This window comes from Rugosimonospora acidiphila (genome assembly GCF_039543385.1).
Classification (GTDB): Bacteria; Actinomycetota; Actinomycetes; order Mycobacteriales; family Micromonosporaceae; genus Rugosimonospora; species Rugosimonospora acidiphila.
Map to the genome: position 1 here is coordinate 431885 of NZ_BAABJQ010000003.1, position 22696 is coordinate 454580.

Sequence of the window (22696 nt, forward strand, 5' to 3'; positions counted from 1 at the left end):
GTTGCTCCGCCGTGGCCCACTCTTCGGCGTCAGCGCGGTGGCGCTCACGCCGCTGCGCCCGGGTGGCGCGACGCAGCCTGTCGGACGCGGCTGCGGAGGGCGCAGCACCATGCGTTGAGCCAACACAGCCCCACCGGTACCCCGAGGTGTCGCGTCGCGCGTCCGTGAAGGATAACGGACATTATCTAACACGCGTGAGGGATCCTTAATGCAATTACACGCGAACGTATTTGATTACGGAATAGGCATAATTCTTATTTCTCCACGCCGACGGTCGAGGTGGGGGCGGCTCAGGGCCGCCGGGTGTGAGTAGTTGCGGTTGCCCGGGGACAGGTCCAACGGCTTGGCGATCGAGGTGATTGAGCGGCCCGGGTCAGGCAGCAGGTCGCGGGTGGTGCGGACGATCACCTTGCGCAGGAGGCCTCGCGCGCCGGACGGCGGGTTCCGGAAGCCCGCGCGAACCCCCCTTGCGCAATGGTCAAGAATCGTTGACCATTGCTCGCATGCCTATCGATGAACGTCCCGAGACGTTTCACGTCACCACCGACGAGCAGCTACGCGCCGTCTCCAATCTGACGCGTCACCGGATCATGGCCGTGCTCCGCTTCGAGCCGGCGACGATTACGCAGATCGCCGAGCGGGTCGGCCTCGCGAAAGGGAGCTCCAGCTATCACGTGCGGCTGCTCGAACGGGCCGGCCTGGTGACGGTGGTGCGGACGCGGAAGGTGCGGGGGGTCACCGAGCGGTACTACGCGATGGCCGCGCGGGCGATCGTGCTGCCGGATCCGGGGGCGGGGCAGCCCGACGTGCTGATGCGGCATGCGGTGGCGGACCTGGAGGCAGCGCCGGTGGATGGCGAGCGGCACGTACAGCTGGCGCATCTGCGGCTCACCGAGGAGCAGTTCGCGGAGCTGGGGGCGCGGCTGGAGGCACTGGCGGACGAGTACCGGGAGCTGTCCGATCCATCGCTGCCGGACGCGTCGCTCGCCTTCGCGCTGTTCCGGCCGGCGCCGCGCGAGCAGGCCGAGGGAGACTCCCAATGACCCTGGATGCCAGGAAGCTGCCGACTGGGTTCGGACGACTGTGGACCGCGCAGACGGTGTCCTCGCTCGGCGACGGGGTGACACAGGCCGCGCTGCCACTGCTCGCGTTGACGCTAACTCGCAATCCGATGGCACTCGCCGTCGTCACGGCCGCCGGGACGCTGCCGTGGCTGCTCTTCGGGGTGCTGGGCGGTGCGCTGGTGGACCGCTGGGACCGCCGGCGCACCATGTGGGTCGCCGACGTGGCGCGTGCGGTGCTGCTCGCGATACCCGCGGCGGCCGCCGCGCTCGACGTGCTCAGCATTCCGCTGCTCGCGGCCGTCGCCTTCGTCCTCGGCCTCGGCGGACTCTTCTTCGACACGGCCGCCACGGCCTATCTGCCGGAGCTGCTCCGCCGCGACCCGGCCCTCCTGGAGCGTGCCAACTCCCGCCTACGCGGCGCCCAGACCGCCATGTCCGGCTTCGCGGGGCCGCCCGCGGGCAGTGCGCTGCTCGCGCTCGGGCGGGCGGTTCCGCTGCTCGCCGACGCGGTGTCGTTCACCCTCTCCGCACTGCTGGTACGGTCGCTTCCCGCCGAGCCCCGGCCCGCACCGGAGGCCCGCGAGTCGCTGCTTCGGCAGGCACGAGCCGGGGCCTCGTACGTCTTCCGGGACCGACTGCTGCTCGGGCTGGCGCTGCGCCCGGCGGTCGGGAACATCGCCTTCCTCGCCGTGGAGACCGTCCTCGCTCTCTTCGCGCACGACCGTCTCGGCATCGCCACCTACGGCTACGGTCTGCTCCTCACGGCGGACGCCACCGGCGGCCTGCTCGGCGCAGGAATCGCCTCCTACCTTGGCCGACGACTCGGCACCGGCACCGCGCTGACCTGCACGGCCGCGGTCGAGGGGCTGGCCATTCTGGGGCTTGCCGCCGCCCCGAATCCGTACGTGGCCGGGCTCGCGCTCGCCGTCTGCGGGGCCGGCATGGGCGCCACGATGGTGCTCGGGCCCTCCCTCCGCCAGGCGATCGTGCCGCCCCACCTGATGGGCCGGGTCGCCTCCACCTCCCGCATGCTCGCCATGTGCGCCGCCCCGTTCGGCGCCTTCCTCGGTGGCTGGCTTGCCACCACCTACGACATCCGCACCCCGCTCTACGCCGCCGCCGGCCTCCTCCTGGCCATGACCGCCGTCACCGCGACCATGACCAGCAACCACCGGGTCGAGGCGGCGCTGCGTGCTGCCGCCTCGACCGTCGGTCCTGAGCTGGCGGAATCCGAAGATTCCGTTCAGGAGCGTGTACTCGACTTGGCGTGACGCTTTCGCGACAGCGGAAGGCGTCACGAAAGTTCGGCCGGGTAGGGCTGCGCGAGGTCGTCGAGCCTGCGCTGAGCGCGGCTCGGCGTCCGGTCGCGGGCCCTGGCCACCGGCGCGACCGGACCGTAGGCGGCGAGCCACACGGGTGCGGCCGGTGGCACGGCACGTCACGTGGGGCCTGGTGCGCCCCGGTACGTCTCGGCCAGTGCGGTGACCGTCTGCGCGATCAGCGCCCGCAGCTCGGCGGGGGCCAGGACCTCGGCGTCGGCGCCGAGGCGCAGCACGGTGCCGGCGGCGTGCGTGACGGACTCGATCGGGATGACGACCTGGACCCGGCCGTCGGGGCCCGGCGGTCCGGCGCTGTCACGGGCGGCGCGCACGAGCGCCGGTTCCATGAGGTCGGGCAGCCGTCGCAGGATTTCCGGTGACAGCCGGAGCACCGCCTCACCCTGGTAGCGGCGGGCGTCGAACTCGTCGAGATAGCACGCCCAGTGCGCGGCGAGGTCGAACCCGGGTGGCCGGTCGAAGTGGTCCTCCAGTACCCGGATCCGCAGGATCTGGGAGACGCGGTAGGTGTGCACGGATTCCGGCTGGCCCGCCACCAGGTACCAGCGGCCGGCCTTGAGCACCACCCCGTAGGGCGTGAGCGTCCGGGTCACCTCCTGGGGGGCCTTCCAGCGGCGGTAGCGGATGCGCACCCGGTGCTGGTGCCACACCGCCTCGACCACCGCCGCCAGATGCGGAGTGGGATCCGCCGCGGCGTACCAGCCGGAGGTGTCCAGGTGGAAGCGCTGCCGCAGCGCCCCGGCCCGGTCGCGGAGCTCGTCGGGCAGCGCGGCCAGCAGCTTGAGCTGTGCGGTGGCCAGCACGGTGCCCAGCCCCAGGTCGGCCGCCGCTCCGGGTAGCCCGGTCAGGAACAGTGCCTGCGCCTCGTCGCGGGTCAGCCCGGTCAGCCGGGTCCGGTACCCGTCGACCAGCCGGTAACCGCCGTCGTGGCCGGAGTCGCCGTACAGCGGGACACCGGCCGCGGCCAGCGACTCCATGTCCCGGTACACGGTGCGCACGGACACCTCGAGCTCGTCGGCCAGTTGCTGGGCGGTCAGCCGCCCGCGGGCCTGGAGCAGCAACAGGGTGGACAGCAGCCGGCTCGCACGCATGGGGGAAGTCTGCCGCGCTCCACTGACACAAGTTGTCAGGGATGGCGGGCTAACTTTCCGGCCGGGCCATTCGCCCGGCAACCGGCTTCCCCCGAGAGGACCAGCACCGTGACCAACCCATCCGCCCGTAAGCCCGGCATCGGCGACTTCGACTTCCTGGTGGGCACCTGGGACGTGACGAACCGGCGACTCGTCGCGCCGCTGACCGGCAGCACCGAGTGGGACGAGTTCCCGGCCACCGCCGTGTGTCACAGCACCCTGTTCGCCGGGGCCGCGAACCTGGACGAGATCACCTTTCCGACCCGGGGTTTCACCGGCCTGACGCTGCGGCTGTTCGACCCGGTCCGCGAGGAGTGGTCGTTGAACTGGGTGAGCAACCGTACCGGCCTGTTGCAGCCGCCCGTGTGCGGTCGGTTCGGCGAGGACGGGCGGGGCGAGTTCTACGGCGACGACACCCACGAGGGCACCCCGATCCGGTGCCGGTTCATCTGGTCGGGGATCACGCCGACTTCGGCGCACTGGGAGCAGGCGTTCTCGGTTGACGGCGCGACGAACTGGGAGACTAACTGGACGATGGATCTGCGGCGGGTCCCGGGAGGTTCCGCGTGATCGATGGGGTGGACGCCCGCGACGTCACGGCCGCATCGGTCGGGCGGCTGAGTGTCTGGCAGGGGGCCGCGCTGTACATCGGCGCGGTCCTCGGTACCGGCGTGATCGCCCTGCCCGCGTTGGCGGCGCAGGCGGCCGGGCCGGCGTCGCTGCTGGCCTGGTTGGGGCTGGTGCTGTTGTCGGTGCCGCTCGCGGCGACCTTCGCCGCGCTGGGTGCGCGGTACCCGGATGGGGGTGGCGTGTCCACCTACGTCCGGCACGCCTTCGGCCCCCGGGCGGCGGCGGTGGTCGGCTGGTGCTTCTACTTCGCCGTACCGGCGGGGGCCCCGGCGGCGGGCATGTTCGCCGGGGCGTACGTCGCGGCCGCGCTCGGCGGCGGTGCGCGCACGGTGACGGCCACCGCGGCGGTGCTGCTGATCGTCGTCGCGGTGGCCAACGGGTTCGGTGTGACCGTCTCCGGCCGCCTGCAACTCGTGCTCGCCGTCCTGCTCGTCGCGCTGCTGCTGACCGCCGCGCTCACCGCGCTGCCGCACGCCCACTGGCACAACCTGCGGCCGTTCGCCCCGCACGGCTGGCTGGCGATCGGCGGGGCGGCGACCCTGCTGGTCTGGAGCTTCGCCGGCTGGGAAGCGATCACCCATCTGGCCGCCGACTTCCGCCACCCAGGGCGGGATCTGCCCCGGGCCACCGGCGTGGCGGTCGTGGTCGTCGGCGTGCTCTACCTGGCCGTCGCCGCCGCCAGCGTGCTGGTGCTCGGTCCGGCCGCCGGCACGACCGGTGCCCCGCTGGCCGAACTGCTCGCCCTCGGCATCGGCGGCACAGTCCAGGCGTTGGCCGCGGCCGCCGCGCTGCTGCTGACCCTCGGCACGATGAACGCCTACGTCGCCGGGGCCGCGAAACTCGGCGCGGCGCTCGGCCGCGACGGTGCGTTGCCGGCCTGGCTGGCTCGGGGCGGCAGCGCGGGTGAGGTGCCGCGGCGCAGCCTGGCCACGGTGACGGGACTGTCCGGTCTCGCGCTGGCCGCCGCGACGGTCGCCGGCGTCGGCCCGCGGCCGCTCGTGCTGCTGACCACCGGGTCGTTCGTGACGGTGTACGCGCTGGGCACGGCCGCGGCCCTGCGGCTGCTGCCGGCCGGGGTGGCCCGCCGCTGCGCGTTGGTCGCGCTGGTCGCGGTCTGCGCGTTGCTCGTCCTGACCGGCCGGTACCTGCTCTGGCCGCTGCTGGTGACCGTGGGCGCCCTGGTGTACCTGCGTCGGCGTCGCGCCACCGGTCCCGTGCCGCCCGGGTAGCAGCGCACCGGTCGGCGCGCCGGCGGGCATCGGCGCGCCGCCCGGTCCGCGGGGCTGCCTAAGGTGGGGCGGTGACCGTCGAGATCACCGAGCCCGTGCCCGCCCCCGCCGCCCCCGGCCAACCAAAGTGCGGCTTCAGCCAGTGCGGCCGCGTCCTGCCGCACCGCGAGGGGCGCGGCCCCAAGTACCGGTACTGCCCGGACCAGACCTGGCCGGGCGGCAAGAGCTGCAAGGAGATGGCCGCCGCCGAACGCGCCGGGCGCCGCGCCGCCGGCCTCGACGCGCCACTGGACGCGCTGCGGGTGCTCGCCGACCGGCTCGCCGAGGCCACCGACCCGGTCACCGAACTGCTCGGCCAGGTGCAGGACGGCCTGGACGACCTGACCGCCGGCGCGATGAGCCGCATCGGTGAGGCCGAACGCGCCGCGGCCGAGGCCGACCGGCGGGCCGAGACGGCGGCCGCGGACGCCACCCGGGCCGCGCACCAGCAGCGGCAGGCCGAGACCGACCGGGACCGGGCCCAGGAGCGCGCCGCCGAGGCCGAGCAACGCGCCCGGCAGGCCACCGACGACGCGCAGCGGCGCGCGACCGACGCCCAGCGCTCCGCCGAGGAACGGGTCCGTGAGGCGATGGCGTTGGTGGCCGCGCACGAACGCGACCGGGGGCAGGCGCAGGCCGTCGCCGCCGCGGCGGTCGACGCGCAGGCCGGCGAGGCGCGTCGGCGCGAGGACGCCGAACGCGCCGCGGCGCGGACCCAGGCGCGGCTGGATGAGCTGAGCGGGCAGCTGGAACTCGCCCGGTCCGCCGAGGCCGCGGCGCGCACCGAATTGGCCGCCGCCCGGGGCCGGGCGGAGCTGGCCGAGACCGAGGCCGGGCACCTGCGGCAGCGCCTCGACGAGGCGCAGCGGGAGGCGCGGGCCGCGGGGGAGCGGGCCCAGTCGCTGGACGCGCGGGCCCAGTCCCTGGTCGCCGAGGTGGAGCGGGCGGCTCGGCAGCGTGACGCGGACCGGTCCGAGATCGATGGGCTGCGCCAGTCCCTGGTCGAGGCGCGTGCCGCGGCGGCCGTCGACAGGCAGGCGGCCGAGTCGACCGCGGCGCGCCTGTCGGTCGCCGAGGCACGGGTGGACCGGCTGCTGGCCGCGCTAGGCCCGGCCCCCGCCGCCGCGCCCGCCCCGCCGGCCGGGTGACGTTGAGCGGGTGACCTTGGGGCGGCTGGGGCCATCCAACGGTTTGGGGCGAACCCCGGCGGCCCGCTGGGGTTCGGGTCGGCGACGGCTCAGCCGGCCAGGTCGAGGATTCCCCAGCCCGGCGGCAGGACCGCCGCGGCGCGCCGCGGCTGGGTGGTCGCGTAGTACGCCTCGTGCTCCAGGGCCGCCCGGGCGGCGTGGCCGACGCCCAGGTCGCCGCCTGCCGCGCGGGCCAGCTCACCCACGTGCCAGACCGGGTCGACGCGGCCCAGCTTGTCGGGTTCTAGCGCGAGCACCACGATGGCCGAGGCGGTGGTCAGCAGCCGCAGGTGCGCCGCCGAGGTGTCGTCGTCGACCGCCGCGCGGGCCGCGGCCAGGCACGCCGCCGGTACGCCCAGCATCCGGCGCTCATCGCTGATCTCGGCGATCAGCTCGCCGACGGCGACGTGGCCGGCGACGTAGGCCAGCAGGGCCGAGGTGTCCAGAACCGCCGCGACATCGCTCACGCCGCTTCGCCGGCGGCGGCGTCGCGGCCGAGCATCCGGCGGGCCTGGCTCAGCGCCTCGGCCGGGATGGGTTCGCGTAGCCGGTCACGCCAGCGGCGCTTGCCCGCCTCGGTGACGTCGAAGCCGGCCGCCCGCAGCACCTCGTCGGTGCGCTCCGCGTGCATGTGGGCGCGCACCACGTCGGTGACCGCGGCGGACACGTTGCCCTGCTGGTCCAGCCAGGCGGCGACGTCGTCGGGGACACTGATGCTCCGTTTGGCGGTCATACCGCGATCCTACCAATCGATGGCGGCCCGGCGACCCGCGTCGCGGGTGCGGACCCCTCGCGACGCCGGATTTGCCCCTGTTACTCCGTTTCGAGCGTGATGCCGAGGAGGTCCGTGAAGGCGCGCCGGCCCTCCGTGGTGACCCGCAGCGCCCGCCCGGACCCCACCCGCTCGACCAGGTGGCGGCTCAGCGTCCAGTCGCACAGCGCCGCCCCGATCACTCCGGCCAGGTGCGGGCGCCGCTGCGTCCAGTCCAGGCAGGACCGGACCATCGGCCGCGACCCCCGCCGGGTGGTCACGTCGACGCCGGCCTCGGCCAGCCACGCCACGCCCGCCCCGGTGACCACCAGCCCCCGGTCGTCGGCGATCAGCCCCCGCCCGAACATCGCGTCCGCGACGGCCACACCCAGCGCGCCCGCCAGGTGGTCATAGCAGGTCCGGGCCCGCGCCTCGGCGCTCATCCGCACCGACTCCCGCATGCCGCGGGGCTTCGGCGGTGGCGGGGAGTACGACGACAGATCCTCGATCAGGGCGGCCACCCTCGGATCGGCCAGCCGCACGTACCGGTGCCGGCCCTGGCGCTGCTCCACCAGCAGGCCACCGCCGACCAGCCGGGACAGGTGCTCGCTCGCGGTCGACGCCGACACCCCGGCCCGCCGGGCCAGCTCACCCGCGGTCCAGGCCCGCCCGTCGAGCAGGGCCAGGCAGAACGCCGCCCGGGTACGGTCGGCGAGCAGCCCCGCGGTCACAGCCAGAGACATGCCCCCATCATGCCCGCGGCACAGTTCGGCACCCACCGAACCTTTCCGGCCCTACCGTCGCCGCATGACCACGACCCCCCACCGGTTGCGCCGGTACGCCGACGTCGAGGCAGCCCTCGCCGACCCGCGCCTCGTCCCGCCGCCCGCCGCCGCGCCCGGGCCGACCGGCGGAGTGGCCTGGCTGCGCGCCACGGTGGCCCGGTTCAGCCACGGCCAGACCCATGACCGGCGCCGGGCGCTGGTGGTGGCCGACCTTGCTCGCCTGGACCCGGCCGCGCTGCGGCGGGCCGCGGCCGGCGACCCGGACACCGACCCGCGCCGGGTCGCGGTGCGCACCCTGGCCCAGGCGCTGGGGCTGGCCGACCCCGACGCGGTCGCCGAGGCGATCGGTGTCGTGGCGGGGGCGTACTTCGGTGACGCCGCCGACCCCGCGGCCGACCGGGCGGTGGCCCGACTGCTGCCCCTCATGCTGCCCACCGGCCCCACGGGCCACGACGGCTTCGACGGTGGCGTCGCGGCCGGCGCGCCCGCGCCGCCCGGGGCCACCGAGGCGGCGCGGGCCGCCGCCGAGGTCGCCGCCAACCGGATCGGGCTGCTCGTGCAGGCCTGCGACGCCACCGCGACCTTGGTCGACCACGCCCGGCGGGCCGCGGTCGGCTGCCCGGCCGCAACCGGCGTCGAGGCGCTGCTGGCCGAGACCCTGCGCCACGACCCGCCGGTACCCGCGCTGCACAGGGTGGCCACCGCCGCCACCCGCGTCGCGGACGCGAACCTCGCCCCCGGCGAGCGGGTCGTGCTCGACGTGGCCGCCGCCAACCGCGACCCGGCGGTGTTCGCCGACCCGGACGTCTTCGACCCGCGGCGCCCCGGCCCGGCATCCCTGACCTTCGGCGCCGCGCCCCGCGCGTGCCCGGGAACCGAGCATGCGCTGGCCATCGCCGCCGGAGTCCTCGACCGGTATCTTGACGCCCCGGCCACCCTGGTCACCGGCTTGGTCGAGCAGGTGCTGACCCGCGCCGGGACCTGGACCGCCTGGGACGGGCGCCCCCGGCCGGCCGGGGACCGCGTCTACACCCCGCACAAGGCGATCCGCCGGGTCGCGGACCACCTGGTCGACCACCTCGCCGAGATCGAGGCCCGGCTGGCCGGCCAGGCCCCGCCACCCGATCACTGGCACGCCTCGATGGTCACCACCCCGGCCGACCTCGCCCCGTTCACCGCGCACGACCTCGACGAGGCGCGCAGCCGGCTCAGCCGGCTGGCCCTGATCTGGGCGCGGCGCCTGGACGACCTGACCGCCGAACAGCTCGACCGGTCACCGGGCCCCGGGTGGAGCTTCCGCCAGCTCGCCTTCCACCTGGCCGGGTCGGTGTTCTACGCCGACGCGGTCGGCGACCTCACGCCCACCGACGCGGCCGCCCCAAAGGGCTGACGCGCCAACGGGCGAGCGGGTTCTGGCCAGGCACCCGCGGCCGGGTGGCCCCACGGCACGTCGTCCAGGGGCGAGGGGAACCGCCGGCCGGTCAGGTACTGGTCCAGCCAGTGCCGCGACAGCCACGGCAGGTCCGGTACCCGCCCGGCCCACCGGGCCTGCGCGGCACCGAGTTGCCGGGCGAAATCGGCCAGCCGGGGCACCGGCCAGGAGATGCCCGGCGGGCGCCACCGGCGCGTCGGCCAGCCACAGCTCGATGGTGCCGTCGGGGCGCTGCCGGGTGGTCAGCAGTTCGGCGGTGCCGGCCGGGCCGCGTACCCGCGAGACCCCGCCGGTCGCCGCGTTGCCCTCGTTGTGCCGCAACGGCTGCGTCGACTCGACCTGGCCGAGCGCGGCGGGCAGCGTCCGGTCGGCAGGTCGAAGCGGGCTGTCTCCACAATGGACCCCCGTGGCGATGGCTGGTGCGCTCAGGTCACCGTAGCCGCGCCGCGACCCGAGCGGGTCGCCGCCCGGTGCCACCCCGCGTGCCGCGCCTCAAAAGACGCCATGGGCGCAAAAGGCCGTGAACAGGCCCTTCAGCACGGCGCGGCGGCGGGTGGTTTCGGATGCACAGCGAAAAGCGCCGAAAATCTTGACTTTACCCGTCGGCGGATAAAAAGTTCCAAGTGTCGACAACGTGCTGGCACGATCCGCGCCTGTGATCGGCCCGGCTCACTTCCGTAATTGCGGCGCACGACTTCCACAAGGGCAACGTCAGCTCGGCGAGGAGTGGTGTCACATGCAGGTCGGTAAGGTCCTGGCGGGTGCGGTCGGGTTCGCCGTCGCGGTGTCGTTGACGGCGTGCGCGCAGCACACCGGATCGGCGGCGCGGGCCAGCGGCGGACTGATCAGATTGACCGTCGCCGACACCTCGCCGGGTGCCGGCTACTCCGACCTTGAGGTCGGCGTCCAGGACGGCATCTTCACCAAACACGGTCTGCGGGTGACGCTCAAGCACCTGCCGGACGCCACCCAACTGGTGCCGTCCCTGCTGTCGGGCAGCGTGCAGATCGGCGTCGGCCCGGCCAGCAGCACGGCCGCGGCGATCCTCAAGGGCGAGAAGCTCACCTTCATCGGCATGTCGCAGGCGCACTACAACCTGGAGATGTGGGCCAGCCCGTCGGTGCGGTCCGTGGCCGCGCTGAAGGGGAAGAAGGTGGCCATCACCGCGCCGGGCTCCGAGGCCGATTTCGGGCTCACCGCACTGCTGGCCCAGGCCGGCCTGCCCCGTAACGACATCACCACCGCGTACGTCAAGACGATCCCCGGCGAGATTTCGGCGCTGGAGAGCAACGCGGTGTCGGCGATCCTGACCCAGCCCCCGAACGGCACCCAGACCCGAGGCCGCGGATACCACCTCCTGAGCGCCCTGTCCGACCTGCCGTTCGCGCTGGGCGCGTTCACCGCCACGGACAAGTTCCTGGCCAACAACCGGGACGCGGCCACCAGATTCATGGCCGCCGAGGCGGAGAACCTCGCGTACCTGCACAACAACAAGGCGGGCGCGGTCAGCATCATCGAGAAGTACAGCGGCAACTCGGATCCGGACCTCGCCGAGTACTCCTGGGAATTCTTCAATTCGGTGTGGGCCACCGACCCGTCTGTGCCGACCGACGTCATCAAGGACGCCTTCACCCAGGCGGCCGCGAAGGCGAAGGCGACCGCGCCGGCGGACGTCACCCCGTATATCGACAACTCGTTCACCGCGCCGCTGAAGAGCAACGGCACCCTGAACCGGCTGTATCCGAACGGCACTCTGGCACCGTCGGCCGCGAGCGCGCTCCCCTCCCGCTGAGGAGCCCGCCATGTCGACACTCTCGCGTCCCGACCAGCCACCGGCCGGCGGCCCGACCCCGGACGCCCTGCGCGTCGAGCACGTGTTCCTGGGCTACCCGTCGCCGCGTACGGGCGAGGTCGTCCTGGCCGTGCGCGACCTCAACGTCACCGTGGCGCGGGGCGAGTTCGTGGTCATCGTCGGGCCCAGCGGCTGCGGAAAGACCACACTGCTCGAAGCGCTGGCCGGCCTCGTACCGCTTCACGGCGGCACGATCCGGCTGGCCGGGAAGGCTCTGCGGGGCCCGGGTACCGACCGGTCGTTGGTGTTCCAGAACGCCTCGCTGCTCCCGTGGCGCACCGTCCGGCAGAACGTGGAGTTCAGCCTGCAGGCCCAGCGCCGGCTCAACCGGCCGGGGCGCGAACGCGTCCATGAACTGATCCGGCTGGTCGGCCTGGAACACGCGGAGCGCAAGTACCCGCACGAACTGTCCGGCGGGATGAGGCAGCGGGTGAACCTGGCGCGGGCGCTGGTCACCGCGCCGAGCCTGCTGCTGCTGGACGAACCGTTCGGCGCGCTGGACGCGCAGACCCGCGAGATCATGCAGAACGAGCTGGTGCGGGTGTGGCAGGCCGAGGGGGCGGAGCAGCGGCGCACCGCTATCTTCGTCACGCACGACGTGGCGGAGGCCGTCTTCCTGGCCGACCGGGTGCTGGTCTTCTCACCCGCGCCCGGGTCGATCCGGGCCGACATCCGGATCGGCGCGCCCCGGCCCCGCCGGGCGCAGTGGAAACGCTCCGCCGAGTTCGTCGAACTCAGCGACCAGATCCTGACCGCCCTGTACGGGGCGGCCGCGGTGCCCGGCGGTGCCGGGACGGAGGGGCCGTGACCACCACAACCGTCGAGGCGACTCGAGCGCTGCCGGCTGCCCGCGGATCCCGGGCGAAGGCGTTCCTGCGCCGCCGCCGGCCGCTGCTGCTGGGCACCCTGGGCATCCTCGTGATGCTCGCCGCCTGGCAGGTCTGCGCGTCGACCGGCGTCGTCGACGAGACGATCAGCAGCACCCCGCTGCGCATCGCCGCCGCCGAGGGGCACCTGTTCGGCAGCGGCGAGATCTGGGCGCCGCTGCGGCTGACCGGCCTGGAGTTCGGCCTGGGTCTGGGTATCACGATCGTCGCGGGCATCCCGATCGGTGTCCTGCTGGGCCGGGTCCGGTTCCTGGACGAGATGGCCCAGCCGGTCATCAACGTGCTCAACGCCGTGCCGTACGTGATGTTCCTGCCCATCATCATCTTCTGGTTCGGCATCGGGAACACCTCCCGCGTTCTGCTGGTGGTGTGGGCGGGCATCCTGCCACTGATCATCAACACGATCGCCGGCGTGAAGCACCTGGACCGCGACTTCGTGCGGGTCGCGGAGGTCTTCTGCGCGGGCCGCCTGTTCTTCATGCGCGCCGTCGCGCTGCCCGCGGCCCTGCCGTTCATCCTCACCGGAGTACGGCTGGCGCTGGCCCGCGCCCTGGTCGGCGCGATCGTGGCCGAGCTGTTCCTGGCCAGCGGTGGCCTGGGGTACTTCGTGCAGACCGCGACGGCGAACTTCGACATGACCGGCGCCATGGCCGGCATCGTGATCATGGCGGTCGTCGCGCTGATCCTGACCCGCGCCATCGGCTACCTGGAACGCCGGCTGACGCACTGGTCCGGCAGCCAGCCGAACCGCTGACGAAAGGGCGAGCATGTCACGGTACGACCTGCGGGAATGGCTCGACGAGGCGGACGCGGCGGGGCTGCTGACGCGGCTGGCCGGCGCCGACCGCGACCTGGAGATCGGCGCCGCCAGCCAACTGAACTACCGCCGCGCCACGCCACGGGCCCTGCTGTTCGACGACATTCCGGGCTACCCGCGCGGCACCCGGGTGCTGACCTCCAGCCTGTCCGGCCCGGCCCTGCTCGGGCTCGCCCTGAATCTGGGCGCGGACAACTCCGACGCCGACCTGGTGAACACGCTGCGCGGCCGGCCCTCACGGTGGCTCGCGGCCGCCGCCGAGTTCACCCCCACCGAGGTGGGCGCCGGCCCGGTATTCGACACCGTGCTGCGCGAGGACATCAACCTGGAGCGGATCCCGGCGCCGTTGTGGCACGAGGGCGACGGCGGCCGGTACATCGGCACCGGCTGCGCGGTCATCACCCGCGACCACGACACCGGCGTGATCAACCTGGGTGCGTACCGGATGCAGGTCCAGGACGGCGGCGCCGGCGCCACCATCAACATCGAACAGGGCAAGCACGGCGCGCAGCACATCCGCCGGTGGTTCGAGCGGCAAGGCCGCGCCCCGGTCGCGGTCTCCCTCGGCCACCACCCGGTCTTCCTGGTCGTCGCCGGCACCGAGGTGCCCCTGGGCACCTCGGAACTGAACTACGCCGGCGCGATCGGCGGCGCGCCGGTCGAGGTGGTCCGGGGTGAGGCCACCGGGCTGCCGATCCCCGCGACCAGCGAGATCGCCATCGAGGGCTGGCTGTACCCGGACCAGACCCGGCCCGAGGGGCCGTTCGGCGAGTGGACCGGCTACTACTCCGGCGGCGTCACCCCGGCGCCGTTCCTGCGACCGGAGCGCTTCTACGCCCGCCGCGACCCGATCCTGCTCGGCGCGCCGCCCGGCAAGCCGCCGCACGACTACTCGTACATGCGGTCGGTGATGAAATCCGCCATGATCACCGATGCGCTCGTGGACGCCGGCCTGCCCGGAGTCGCGGGAGTGTGGGCGCACGAGGCCGGCGGCGGCCGGTCCATCGTCATCGTGGCGATCGAGCAGGCCTACGCCGGGCACTCGCGGCAGGCCGGCTACCTGGCCGCCCAGCACCCGTCCGCGGCGTACATGAACCGGATCGTGATCACCGTGGACGCGGACATCAACCCGCGGCGGCTCGACGAGGTCATGTGGGCCGCGTCGACCCGGTGCGACCCCGGCACCGACATCGAGATCATGCGCCGGACGTGGGGGAGCCGGGTCGACCCGCTGTACACCGGGGGGCCGCGGTACAACAGCCGCGTCCTGATCGACGCCTGCCGCCCGTACGAGCGCCTCGACGACTTCCCGCCGGTGGCCGAGGCGTCCCCGCAGTCGCTGCGCGCCGCCGCCCAGCGATGGCCGCAACTGGACGCGTGAGGCACCCCGCGCGCCGGGTCGGCGGCGCGGCGCGGGCTGCGAGCGGCGGGGCGGGGGCGGCCGATCAGCAGGTCAGTCGGCCGGTGCCGGCGCGCGACCGCGCACCAGCCGGCCGACCTCCGCCCGCAGGTGTACGAACTCCGGCAGTTCCCGGGTCGTGATCTGGTCCCCGCGCACCGGCAGCCGCACCGGCAGGTCGGCCAGCACGGTGCCCGGCGTACCGCCCAGCACGACCACCCGGTCCCCGACGTAGACGCTCTCGTCGATGTCGTGCGTGACCAGCAGGATCGTCATGCCGGTGCCCCGCACGCGCAGCACCAGATCCTCCAGGTCCTCGCGGGTCTGCGCGTCCACCGAGCCGAACGGTTCGTCCATCAGCATCAGGGTGGGTCGGCGGGCCAGGGCCCGCGCGATCGCCACCCGCTGCTGCATGCCGCCGGACAGCTGCCACGGGTACCGGCCGGCGGCGTCGGCCAGGCCCACCGCGTCCAGGGCGGCCAGGGCGGCCTCGCGTCGCCGCTGCTTGGTGCCCTGCCGGCGCAGCGGCAGCATGACGTTGTCCCGAACGCTCAGCCAGGGCATCAGCGAGCGGCTGTAGTCCTGGAACACGACGGCCAGGCCTACGGGAATGCCCGAGACCGGGGTGCCGTCCAGCAGCACGCGACCCTGGGTGGGCCGCACCAGCCCGGCGACGCAGCGCAGCAGGGTGGACTTGCCGCAGCCGGACGGGCCGACGATGCTGACCAGTTCACCGTCGGCGATGCGCAGACTCACCCCGGACAGCGCGGTGTGCCCCGCGTACGCGTGGCCGAGCCGGTCGATCTCCAGCATGGCGCTCACCCGGCCGACGGGTCGTACGCGGGCAGCCCGCTGTCGGTCACCGGCACCTCCACCAGGTACGGGCCGTCGGCGGCCAGCGCCTCGGCCAGCATCCGCGGCAGCCGTGCGGCGTCCGGCACGCGGCCGCCGGGGCAGCCGAGCCCCGCGGCGACGGCCACGAAATCGATCCCGGGAAGGTCGGTGCCGGGCACGTCCGGGATGTCGATGCGCCGGCCCAACGCCTTGACCGCCTCGTAGCCGTTGTTGTTCAGCACGACGAACGTCACCGGTACCCGGTGCCGGGCCGCGGTCCACAGTGCCTGGATCGAGTACATGCTGGACCCGTCGCCGACCACGCAGACCACCCGCTGGCCGGTCGCGGTCAGCGCCCGGCCGACCGCCACCGGCAGGCCCCAGCCGAGCACGCCGCTGCCCGTGGTCAGGAAACCGCCGGGCCGGGTGATGGGCAGCCGCGCGTGCAACTCCTCCCGGTGGCTGGGCGCCTCCTCGACCACTATCGCGTCGGGCGGCACCAGATCCCGCAGCGTGTCGAACACCAGCGCCGGCGTGATCGGGTCACGCGCCGCCGCCCGGGGCGCGGGTACCCGCCGGCCGGGCAACGGCCTGTCGCCGGGGCGCACGAGGTCGAGCAGCCCGGTCACCCCGGCCCGCACCGTGCTGAGCACGCTGGTGCCCACGGGTGCCCACGCCGCCTGCGCCGGGTCGCAGTCCAGGTGGAACAGCCGTACCCCCGGCGGCAGGTACGGCCCCTCGGCGTGCACGTGGTACCGGAACATCGGCGCGCCGAGGCAGATCACCACGTCGTGCCCGTCCAGCCGGCGGGCGAGCTGGTCGCGTACCGGTGGCAGGAACCCCTGGAACAGCCGGTGATCCTCGGGGAAGCCGGACCGTCCGGACAGCGGGCTGATCCACACCGCGGCGGCGGTGCGCTCGGCCAACTCGACCACCGCCTCCCACGCGGCGTCGTCGTCCACGCCGGCCCCGATGATCAGCGCCGGGCGGCGCGCGGAATTGATCGCCTCGGCCAGGGCGCGCAGCACCGCCGGGTCGGCGGTGAAGCCGTCATGGATCTCGCGGGCGGCCACCGGTAGCGCGGGATGGTCCCAGTCGTCCTCGGGAACGGACACGAACACCGGGCCGCGCGGGGCGATCATCGCCACCCGGTACGCCTCGGCCACGGCCGCCGGCACATCCGGCGCCCGGTCCGGCTGGACGCTCCACTTGACGTACGGGCGCGGAAACAGGGACGGCTCGTCGGCGGACAGGAACGGCCTGGTCCGCAGCATGGTCCGCGACTGCTGACCGGCGATGATCAGCAAGGGGATCCGGTCCCGGTAGGCGTTGAAGACCGCCCCGAGCGCGTGCCCCACCCCGCCGGCCGAGTGCAGGCTGACCACCGCGCCCCGGCCGGTGCCCATCGCGTGACCGGCCGCGACGCCGACCACGACGGACTCCTGCAGCCCGAGCACGTAGCTGAAGTCCTCGGGAAAGTCCCGCAGCATCCGCAGCTCCGTGGAGCCCGGATTGCCGAAGATCGTGGTCACCCCGACCTGGCGGAAGAAGTCGAACACGCTACGGCGCACGCTGACCTCGCTGGTCATGGCTGACCCTCCCCATCCCGTGCCGCGCGATGCCAGGCCAGCACCCTGCGCTCGGCCAGCAGCAGCAGCGCGTTCAGCAGGTACCCCAGGATCCCGAGGAGCACGATCGCCGCCCACACCGTGCGCAGGTCCGAGCGACTCTGCGCGTCGGTCAGCTCGAAACCGATGCCGTTGGCGGTGCCCGGCAGCAGCTCGGAGAAGACCATCAGAATCAGCGACAGGGTCAGGCTCAGCCGTAGCCCCGCGAACACCTTCGGCATGGCCGCCGGAATGATGATCTTCCGGAGCCGGGTGGCGGCGGACAGCCGGAACACCCGCGCGGTGTCCAGCTGCACCAGGTCGATCGAACGCGCCCCGTCGGCCGTGTTGAGCAGGATCGGCCAGACGACGCTGAAGGCGATGGACGTCACCTGCATCGGGGTGCCCAGATGCAGCAGCACGATGAACACCGGCACCAGGGTCGGCGGGGGGATCACCCGCAGGAACTGCAGCAGCGGGTCCAGGTACGCGAAGACCCGCCGCGACCGGCCCAGGGCCAGTCCGAGCAACACCCCGGCGACGGTGGCCACGCCCAACCCGACCGCCATGCGGGCCAGGCTCGGCAGGATGTTGCCGATCGCGGCGGCGGTGAGGAACCCGTGCCGGGCCGGACCCGAGAACCACAGGTGGTACATCCGTACCACAATCGTCGACGGCGGTGGGAAGAAGACGTTGCGCGCCGGCCGGGTACCCGCCTCCCACACCAGCACCAGCACCGCCAGGATCAGCCACCGGTGCGCGACCGCCAGCAGCGCCCCGGCGCCGCCACGCACCGGCCGCGCGGCGGCGGCCGCCGCGCCCTGCCACCGTCCGCGGCCAGCCGGTGCCACCACCGCCGTCACCGCCCCGCCGTGGACAGCGCGACCTGCCAGCCGAACAGCCGCCGCTCGCCGAAGACCAGCACCGCGTTGATGACCACCCCCAGCAGCCCGGCCCAGAGAGTGCCGGCCAGCACGTCCGTCGTACCGTCCGGGAACTGCTGCGCCTGGGCGATGAACACGCCGAGGCCGTCGCCGAACCCGGCGAGGATCTCGGTGCCCACCGCCAGGATCAGCGCGACGCCGGCGGCCAGCCGGACCCCGGTGGCGATGAACGGCGCGGCGGCCGGCAGGCAGACCCGGCGCAACACGCCGAGGCGGCCGAAACCGAACACCCGCAACGTCTCGGTGGCGACGGGGTCGACGTCGCGCAGGCCGTAGACGGTGTTGTAGAGCACCGGCCAGATGGCGGCATAGGCGACCAGCGTCGACTCGGTCGCCAGGCCCACCCCGAGAATGAGGCTGACCAGCGGGATGAGGGCAACGGAGGGGATCGGCCGCAGGAACTCCACGACGGCACGGATGGCGGTATTGACCACCGGGACGCTGCCCAGCAACACGCCCAGCGGCACGCCGGCGGCCACCGCGACGGCCAGGCCCACCGCCCACGCCCGTAACGTGTCGGCGACGTCGAGGCGAAACTGGCCGTCCCCGGCCAGCGTGGCCGCGCGTAGCACGACCGCCGAGGCCGGCGGCAGGAAGGCGCGGGGGACCAGCCCGGTGACCGACGCGACCTCGCTGGCCGCCGCCACGGCCGCGAGCCCGGCCAACCCGCGCAGCCACCTGCCGGTACGCGCGTTCCCACGGCCCGGCGGCGTGGCGCCCGCGGTCATCGTGGCGACCGGGCCGGCACCCGCACCCCGCTCGGTGCCCGGTGCGCTACGCGTGGCCGGGTCACTTCGCCGGCGCCTGGAACAGCACGTCCGACACGTTGATGGCGCCCTTGAGCAGCCCCGCGCTGAGCATGAGGTCGGCCAGCCGCTGGAAACCGGCCGGGTCCAGAGACGTGGGGTACTGGGGCAGGTTCAGCTTCGCCGCGGTCGCCGCGTCCACGTGCGCGAACGACGGGAGTACGGCGTTGACCCGCGCCCGGTCTCCGGCCAGGGACTGCGCCTTCTCCATGGCACGCTGGAAGGCCGCGGCCGTCTTCGGGTACTTGCTGACGAACTCCCGCGTGGTGACATAGCCGCTGACCGGCAGGCCGGTGACCGGTGCCCCGCCGCCGTCGACGACCATGCGGGTACCCAGTTCCTGCTGGAAATTCGTCGTGAACGGGTCGGCGGTGTGGATCGCGTCGACATCGTGGTTCTTCAGCGCCTTGTCCATCGACGGGAACGGCACCGCCCGGTACTTGACCTTCGCCGGATCCACGTGGTTCGCCTTGAGGACCTCGTTGAGGGTCAGCGATTGGATGTTGTTGAGGATATTGACGGCGACGGTCTTTCCTTCGAGGTCCTTCGGTGTCCTGATCGGCGAGTTCGGCAGCACCAGCAGCTGCATGAACCGGGGCGCCTCGGCGGCGCCGGGCGAGATGATCCGCAAGTCGATCGTGCCCTGCTGGTGCGCCTGCAGGAACGTCACGTAGTTGGCGCCGGCGATGACGTCGAGCTGGCCCCGCTTCAGCGCGGGCAGGGCCGCGATGCTCTGGGTGACCGGCTCGACCCGCACGTTGAGCCCCTCGGCCTGGAAGAGCTTCTGGGTGACCGCGACGTGTAGCGCCGCTTCGTCCACGAGCGGCACCTCGGCGACGGTGATGGTCTTCTTCTCCAGACCCGGGCCGGCCGGCGTCCTCGTCGCATGCCCGCAGCCCGTGGCGAGGCCCGCGACCAGAAAGGAGCAGGCGGCGAGGGCCGACCGCAGCCGGTGTCGTCTCATGGCAATCCTCCAGCTTCTCGGCGGCAGGCGGAGCGGCGTGACGGCGCGGGGGACAGGCGGGCTCCGGGTGGCCGCGCCGGCGATCGAACGCGCGTGGGCAGCGGTGGAAACGGCGGTCAATCGACCGTTCTCACCCGATGGGCAATCCAGCCACGCGCGGCGGGCCTAGCGGAATATCGAAAAATCAACATACCCCGATCGATTTTTCCGGTCAATGCGGGCAGGTCGCGACTATCGTCAAATTCCGGTCTCCGGAAAGGGGCCACGCGCGGACCGTCCGGTCGGGGCACACCACGGTGGCGACGATTGCGGTTCAATCCGGTGACGGGGATCGCCAAGGTTCACCGCATCGCCCGCCACAGGCGATCCCCGCGTCGTCGACGCGGCCATCGTCGCCTGCGACGACCCGCAAACCCGTGGTCCGCGACCGCGCGGCGCGGGTACTGGCCCGGCACGGCGACGAACGGGCCGTGCCGCAGCTGCTGCGGCTGCGGCTGTGCGACGGCTCGCACGCCGCCGCGGCCGCGGGTACGCGCCAACGTGCCGCTTGGCTCGGACCGGTCCGCGTCACGTCGGGCGTTCGAGCCAGACCGCCAGGCCGTCCAGCAGCCGCTCCAGCCCGAACTCGAAGCTGTCCTGCTGCATCTTGTCGACGTCCAGCGACCGGTTCTCCTCCCACCAGGCCACGTAGTTCGGGTACTTCGCGGCGTGGTCCCGCTCGTAATACTCCGACAGCGACTTGGCCATCTCCGTCACGCTCACCTGGGTCGCCGCGTTTTTGCGCCACGCCGCCTCCACCGTTGCCGCGCCGATCGCGTGGCAGATCAGCATCTGGCTCACGTACCCCAGGTCCATGCCGGAGAAGCCCGCGGCCGTGAGGACCGCGATCGAGCGATCGGTGGCACGCATCGCGTTGGGGCCGATGTTGGGCGTGGTGCCCAGCAGGCCGGTGAACCACGGGTGCGCAAGGATCATCGAGCGAATCCCTCGGGAGAGCGCGGCTGCCGACTCCCGCCAGCCGGCCTGCGTCAGGTCCGGGATCTCGACCTCGGCCATCACCTCGTCGATGGCCAACTCCAGCAGGTCGTCCTTGTTCGACACGTACCAGTACAGCGACGTCGCCCCGGCGCCGAGTTTGGCACCGAGCCTGCGCATGGTCAGGCCGCCCAGCCCCAGTTCGTCGAGCAGTTCGACGGTGGCTTTCACGATCTGCTCGCGGTTGAGCGTGGGCTGGCCGCCGCGGGAGCGGCTGGGGCGGACCCAGACCGAGCCGGCGATCGGGTTGCTGGCTCCTGGCATGCGCGTGTTCTCCGTCCGAAGGTTGGTACTGCGTACGACTCTACCGACTCTCGAACTAAGTTCACCCCCGTGGTACTTTGTTCGAGCGAACTGGACAACGTGCTAGCGAAGGGTGCGTTCCGTCATGTCAGCACCAACTCCCACGGCTCACCCACGGCGCTGGGTGATCCTCGGTGTGCTGTGCCTGAGCCTGCTCGTGCTGGTCGTGGACAACACGGTGCTCAACGTGGCCATCCCCACACTGATCCGCGACCTGCACGCCAGCAACTCCGACATTCAGTGGATGATCGACGCGTACATCCTGGTGTTCGCCGGACTGCTGCTCACCGCCGGCAGCCTGTCCGACCGGCACGGCCGCCGCCGCGGTCTGATCATCGGTCTGATCGTGTTCGGCGGCGCCTCACTGGCCGCCTCCTTCTCCCACAGCCCCGGCCAGCTCATCGCGACCCGGGCGCTGATGGGCATCGGCGGCGCGTTCCTGATGCCGGGCACCCTGTCGATCCTCACCACGATCTTCGACGACAGCGAGCGCAAGAAGGCCATCGCCATCTGGAGCTCGGTGCTCACGCTCGGCGCGGTCGGCGGCCCCACCCTCGGCGGCCTGCTGCTCGCCCACTTCTGGTGGGGCTCGGTGTTCCTGCTCAACGTGCCGATCGCCGCGCTGGGCATCATCGCCGCGCTGGCCATCATCCCCGAGTCGCGCGGCCCCGCGACGAAACCGGACCCGATCGGCGCGCTGCTGTCCATAGTGGGCATGACCTCCCTGGTCTGGGGCGTCATCAACGCCGGTAAGGACGGGATGGGCTCGCCGCAGACGCTGGGCGGATTCGGTGCGGCGGTGGTGATGCTGACCCTGTTCGCCGTGTGGGAACGGCACTGCACACACCCGATGCTGCCGATGGCGCTGTTCGGCAACCGGAACTTCTCCGGCGCGAGCCTGTCGGTCGTGCTGCTGTCGTTCGCGGCGGGCGGGGTGATGCTCGCGCTGACCCAGTACCTCCAGTTCGTCCTCGGATTCACCCCGCTGCGGGCCGGATTCGCCCTAGCGCCGCTGCTCGCCGCCGCGATCGTGTTCAACGGGGTCGGCGTGCTGGTGGACAAGAGGCTCGGGGTACGGGCCGCGGCCGGCATCGGGCTCGGGCTGCTGGCGGTCGGCTTCGGGGTACTGGCCACCCTCTCGCCGACCGACGGGTACGGGAAGCTCGTCGTGGCACTGGTGGTCATCGGCGCGGGCAGCGGCACGGCGGGGCCGGGCCTGTACGGCACCCTGCTCGGCGCGCTGCCGCCAGATCGGGCCGGTGTCGGGTCGGCGGTCAACGACACCGTTCAGCAGGTCGGCCAGGCGCTGAGCGTGGCCATCCTGGGCAGCGTGCTGACCGCCGCCTACTCCGCGGCGATGCCGCACGACGTCACCGGGCCGGCCCGGCACTCGATCGGCGAGGCCCTGGCCATCGCCGCGGCCACCGGCGACACGGGGCTGGCGCACGCCGCCCGGGAAGCCTTCGTCAGCGCCATGTCGATCGCGTCCATCGTCGGGGTGGTCGGTGGGGTCGCCGCCGTTCTCCTCGCGGTCGCGGTACTCCGGCCGAAGCCCAAACCGGCCGCCGAACCGGCGCCGGTACCTGCGCCCGAGCCCGACGCGAGCCGGCTGTAGGCCAGAGCCTCCTTGCCGCCGACCTCGGCGGGGGAGCGCTGAGGTCGAG

Annotated in this window: 21 protein-coding genes; 11 read left to right on the top strand and 10 right to left on the bottom strand. The window is 73.1% G+C overall.

The window, feature by feature from the left end; translation table 11 throughout:
• Positions 1 to 503 precede the first annotated feature (503 nt).
• On the top strand, positions 504 to 1043 hold the full coding sequence (locus ABEA87_RS07200; protein WP_345627220.1) for an ArsR/SmtB family transcription factor: 540 nt from the start codon (positions 504 to 506) through the stop codon (positions 1041 to 1043).
• Positions 1040 to 2335 (top strand): MFS transporter, encoded by a 1296-nt coding sequence (locus ABEA87_RS07205; protein WP_345627222.1) that lies wholly within the window; start codon positions 1040 to 1042, stop codon positions 2333 to 2335. The genes ABEA87_RS07200 and ABEA87_RS07205 overlap by 4 nt, the downstream gene beginning before the upstream one ends.
• Positions 2336 to 2502: 167 nt before the next feature.
• Here ABEA87_RS07205 and ABEA87_RS07210 read toward each other — a convergent pair whose 3' ends face one another.
• Entirely contained in the window at positions 2503 to 3492 is a 990-nt protein-coding gene (locus ABEA87_RS07210) for a helix-turn-helix transcriptional regulator (protein WP_345627223.1), read from the bottom strand.
• Positions 3493 to 3600: 108 nt separating this feature from the next.
• Here ABEA87_RS07210 and ABEA87_RS07215 point away from each other — a divergent pair, with 108 nt between their 5' ends.
• The 3 genes from ABEA87_RS07215 (at position 3601) to ABEA87_RS07225 (ending at position 6577) form a co-directional block, all read left to right on the top strand.
• Positions 3601 to 4101: a hypothetical protein gene (locus ABEA87_RS07215; protein WP_345627225.1), complete on the top strand. Its 501-nt coding sequence runs from the start codon at positions 3601 to 3603 to the stop codon at positions 4099 to 4101.
• Entirely contained in the window at positions 4098 to 5390 is a 1293-nt protein-coding gene (locus ABEA87_RS07220) for an APC family permease (RefSeq protein WP_345627226.1), read from the top strand. Before ABEA87_RS07215 ends, ABEA87_RS07220 begins: the two co-directional genes overlap by 4 nt.
• A gap of 71 nt (positions 5391 to 5461) precedes the next feature.
• On the top strand, positions 5462 to 6577 hold the full coding sequence (locus ABEA87_RS07225) for a coiled-coil domain-containing protein (RefSeq protein ID WP_345627228.1): 1116 nt from the start codon (positions 5462 to 5464) through the stop codon (positions 6575 to 6577).
• A gap of 89 nt (positions 6578 to 6666) precedes the next feature.
• On the opposite strand, the gene ABEA87_RS07230 is transcribed toward ABEA87_RS07225, so the two are convergent.
• From ABEA87_RS07230 to ABEA87_RS07240, 3 genes are all read right to left on the bottom strand, one after another.
• A complete protein-coding gene (locus tag ABEA87_RS07230) occupies positions 6667 to 7083 on the bottom strand; it encodes a hypothetical protein (protein ID WP_345627230.1) in 417 nt (138 codons plus the stop codon).
• Entirely contained in the window at positions 7080 to 7349 is a 270-nt protein-coding gene (locus ABEA87_RS07235) for a hypothetical protein (RefSeq protein WP_345627232.1), read from the bottom strand. The genes ABEA87_RS07230 and ABEA87_RS07235 overlap by 4 nt, the downstream gene beginning before the upstream one ends.
• A gap of 80 nt (positions 7350 to 7429) precedes the next feature.
• Positions 7430 to 8110, bottom strand: a complete 681-nt coding sequence (locus tag ABEA87_RS07240) for an ArsR/SmtB family transcription factor (protein ID WP_345627233.1) — start codon at positions 8108 to 8110, stop codon at positions 7430 to 7432.
• Between the two features lie 64 nt (positions 8111 to 8174).
• On the opposite strand from ABEA87_RS07240, the gene ABEA87_RS07245 reads away from it, so the two are divergent.
• The 5 genes from ABEA87_RS07245 (at position 8175) to ABEA87_RS07265 (ending at position 14521) form a co-directional block, all read left to right on the top strand.
• Positions 8175 to 9542: a cytochrome P450 gene (locus ABEA87_RS07245; protein ID WP_345627235.1), complete on the top strand. Its 1368-nt coding sequence runs from the start codon at positions 8175 to 8177 to the stop codon at positions 9540 to 9542.
• Positions 9543 to 10320: 778 nt separating this feature from the next.
• The gene (locus tag ABEA87_RS07250) at positions 10321 to 11376 is read left to right on the top strand and encodes an ABC transporter substrate-binding protein (protein WP_345627237.1); all 1056 of its coding nucleotides are present in this window, start codon (positions 10321 to 10323) and stop codon (positions 11374 to 11376) included.
• A 10-nt stretch (positions 11377 to 11386) separates the two neighbouring features.
• The gene (locus tag ABEA87_RS07255) at positions 11387 to 12244 is read left to right on the top strand and encodes an ABC transporter ATP-binding protein (RefSeq protein ID WP_345627238.1); all 858 of its coding nucleotides are present in this window, start codon (positions 11387 to 11389) and stop codon (positions 12242 to 12244) included.
• The gene (locus ABEA87_RS07260) at positions 12241 to 13077 is read left to right on the top strand and encodes an ABC transporter permease (protein WP_345627239.1); all 837 of its coding nucleotides are present in this window, start codon (positions 12241 to 12243) and stop codon (positions 13075 to 13077) included. The genes ABEA87_RS07255 and ABEA87_RS07260 overlap by 4 nt, the downstream gene beginning before the upstream one ends.
• A 13-nt stretch (positions 13078 to 13090) precedes the next feature.
• Positions 13091 to 14521, top strand: coding sequence for a UbiD family decarboxylase (locus ABEA87_RS07265; RefSeq protein WP_345627240.1), 1431 nt, complete (start codon positions 13091 to 13093; stop codon positions 14519 to 14521).
• Positions 14522 to 14593: 72 nt separating this feature from the next.
• On the opposite strand, the gene ABEA87_RS07270 is transcribed toward ABEA87_RS07265, so the two are convergent.
• The 6 genes from ABEA87_RS07270 to ABEA87_RS07295 form a co-directional block, all read right to left on the bottom strand.
• Entirely contained in the window at positions 14594 to 15352 is a 759-nt protein-coding gene (locus ABEA87_RS07270) for an ABC transporter ATP-binding protein (protein ID WP_345627242.1), read from the bottom strand.
• 5 nt (positions 15353 to 15357) lie between these two features.
• Positions 15358 to 16962 (bottom strand): benzoylformate decarboxylase, encoded by a 1605-nt coding sequence (gene mdlC, locus ABEA87_RS07275; RefSeq protein WP_345627244.1) that lies wholly within the window; start codon positions 16960 to 16962, stop codon positions 15358 to 15360.
• On the bottom strand, positions 16959 to 17834 hold the full coding sequence (locus tag ABEA87_RS07280; protein WP_345627246.1) for an ABC transporter permease: 876 nt from the start codon (positions 17832 to 17834) through the stop codon (positions 16959 to 16961). Before ABEA87_RS07280 ends, mdlC begins: the two co-directional genes overlap by 4 nt.
• A 5-nt stretch (positions 17835 to 17839) precedes the next feature.
• A complete protein-coding gene (locus ABEA87_RS07285) occupies positions 17840 to 18652 on the bottom strand; it encodes an ABC transporter permease (protein ID WP_345627248.1) in 813 nt (270 codons plus the stop codon).
• 61 nt (positions 18653 to 18713) lie between these two features.
• Positions 18714 to 19694, bottom strand: a complete 981-nt coding sequence (locus ABEA87_RS07290; RefSeq protein WP_345627249.1) for an ABC transporter substrate-binding protein — start codon at positions 19692 to 19694, stop codon at positions 18714 to 18716.
• 567 nt (positions 19695 to 20261) lie between these two features.
• Positions 20262 to 20993 (bottom strand): TetR/AcrR family transcriptional regulator, encoded by a 732-nt coding sequence (locus ABEA87_RS07295; protein WP_345627250.1) that lies wholly within the window; start codon positions 20991 to 20993, stop codon positions 20262 to 20264.
• 124 nt (positions 20994 to 21117) lie between these two features.
• Here ABEA87_RS07295 and ABEA87_RS07300 point away from each other — a divergent pair, with 124 nt between their 5' ends.
• On the top strand, positions 21118 to 22647 hold the full coding sequence (locus tag ABEA87_RS07300) for an MFS transporter (protein WP_345627251.1): 1530 nt from the start codon (positions 21118 to 21120) through the stop codon (positions 22645 to 22647).
• Positions 22648 to 22696: the final 49 nt, after the last annotated feature.

What these genes read in the sequence shown, in the direction of transcription:
- ABEA87_RS07200 (WP_345627220.1), top strand. Translation starts at nt 504, where the DNA reads ATGCCTATCGATGAACGTCCCGAGACGTTTCACGTCACCACCGACGAG.
- ABEA87_RS07205 (WP_345627222.1), top strand. Translation starts at nt 1,040, where the DNA reads ATGACCCTGGATGCCAGGAAGCTGCCGACTGGGTTCGGACGACTGTGG.
- ABEA87_RS07210 (WP_345627223.1), bottom strand. Translation starts at nt 3,492, where the DNA reads ATGCGTGCGAGCCGGCTGCTGTCCACCCTGTTGCTGCTCCAGGCCCGC.
- ABEA87_RS07235 (WP_345627232.1), bottom strand. Translation starts at nt 7,349, where the DNA reads ATGACCGCCAAACGGAGCATCAGTGTCCCCGACGACGTCGCCGCCTGG.
- ABEA87_RS07240 (WP_345627233.1), bottom strand. Translation starts at nt 8,110, where the DNA reads ATGTCTCTGGCTGTGACCGCGGGGCTGCTCGCCGACCGTACCCGGGCG.
- ABEA87_RS07245 (WP_345627235.1), top strand. Translation starts at nt 8,175, where the DNA reads ATGACCACGACCCCCCACCGGTTGCGCCGGTACGCCGACGTCGAGGCA.
- ABEA87_RS07250 (WP_345627237.1), top strand. Translation starts at nt 10,321, where the DNA reads ATGCAGGTCGGTAAGGTCCTGGCGGGTGCGGTCGGGTTCGCCGTCGCG.
- ABEA87_RS07255 (WP_345627238.1), top strand. Translation starts at nt 11,387, where the DNA reads ATGTCGACACTCTCGCGTCCCGACCAGCCACCGGCCGGCGGCCCGACC.
- ABEA87_RS07265 (WP_345627240.1), top strand. Translation starts at nt 13,091, where the DNA reads ATGTCACGGTACGACCTGCGGGAATGGCTCGACGAGGCGGACGCGGCG.
- ABEA87_RS07270 (WP_345627242.1), bottom strand. Translation starts at nt 15,352, where the DNA reads ATGCTGGAGATCGACCGGCTCGGCCACGCGTACGCGGGGCACACCGCG.
- mdlC (WP_345627244.1), bottom strand. Translation starts at nt 16,962, where the DNA reads ATGACCAGCGAGGTCAGCGTGCGCCGTAGCGTGTTCGACTTCTTCCGC.
- ABEA87_RS07285 (WP_345627248.1), bottom strand. Translation starts at nt 18,652, where the DNA reads ATGACCGCGGGCGCCACGCCGCCGGGCCGTGGGAACGCGCGTACCGGC.
- ABEA87_RS07290 (WP_345627249.1), bottom strand. Translation starts at nt 19,694, where the DNA reads ATGAGACGACACCGGCTGCGGTCGGCCCTCGCCGCCTGCTCCTTTCTG.
- ABEA87_RS07295 (WP_345627250.1), bottom strand. Translation starts at nt 20,993, where the DNA reads ATGCCAGGAGCCAGCAACCCGATCGCCGGCTCGGTCTGGGTCCGCCCC.
- ABEA87_RS07300 (WP_345627251.1), top strand. Translation starts at nt 21,118, where the DNA reads ATGTCAGCACCAACTCCCACGGCTCACCCACGGCGCTGGGTGATCCTC.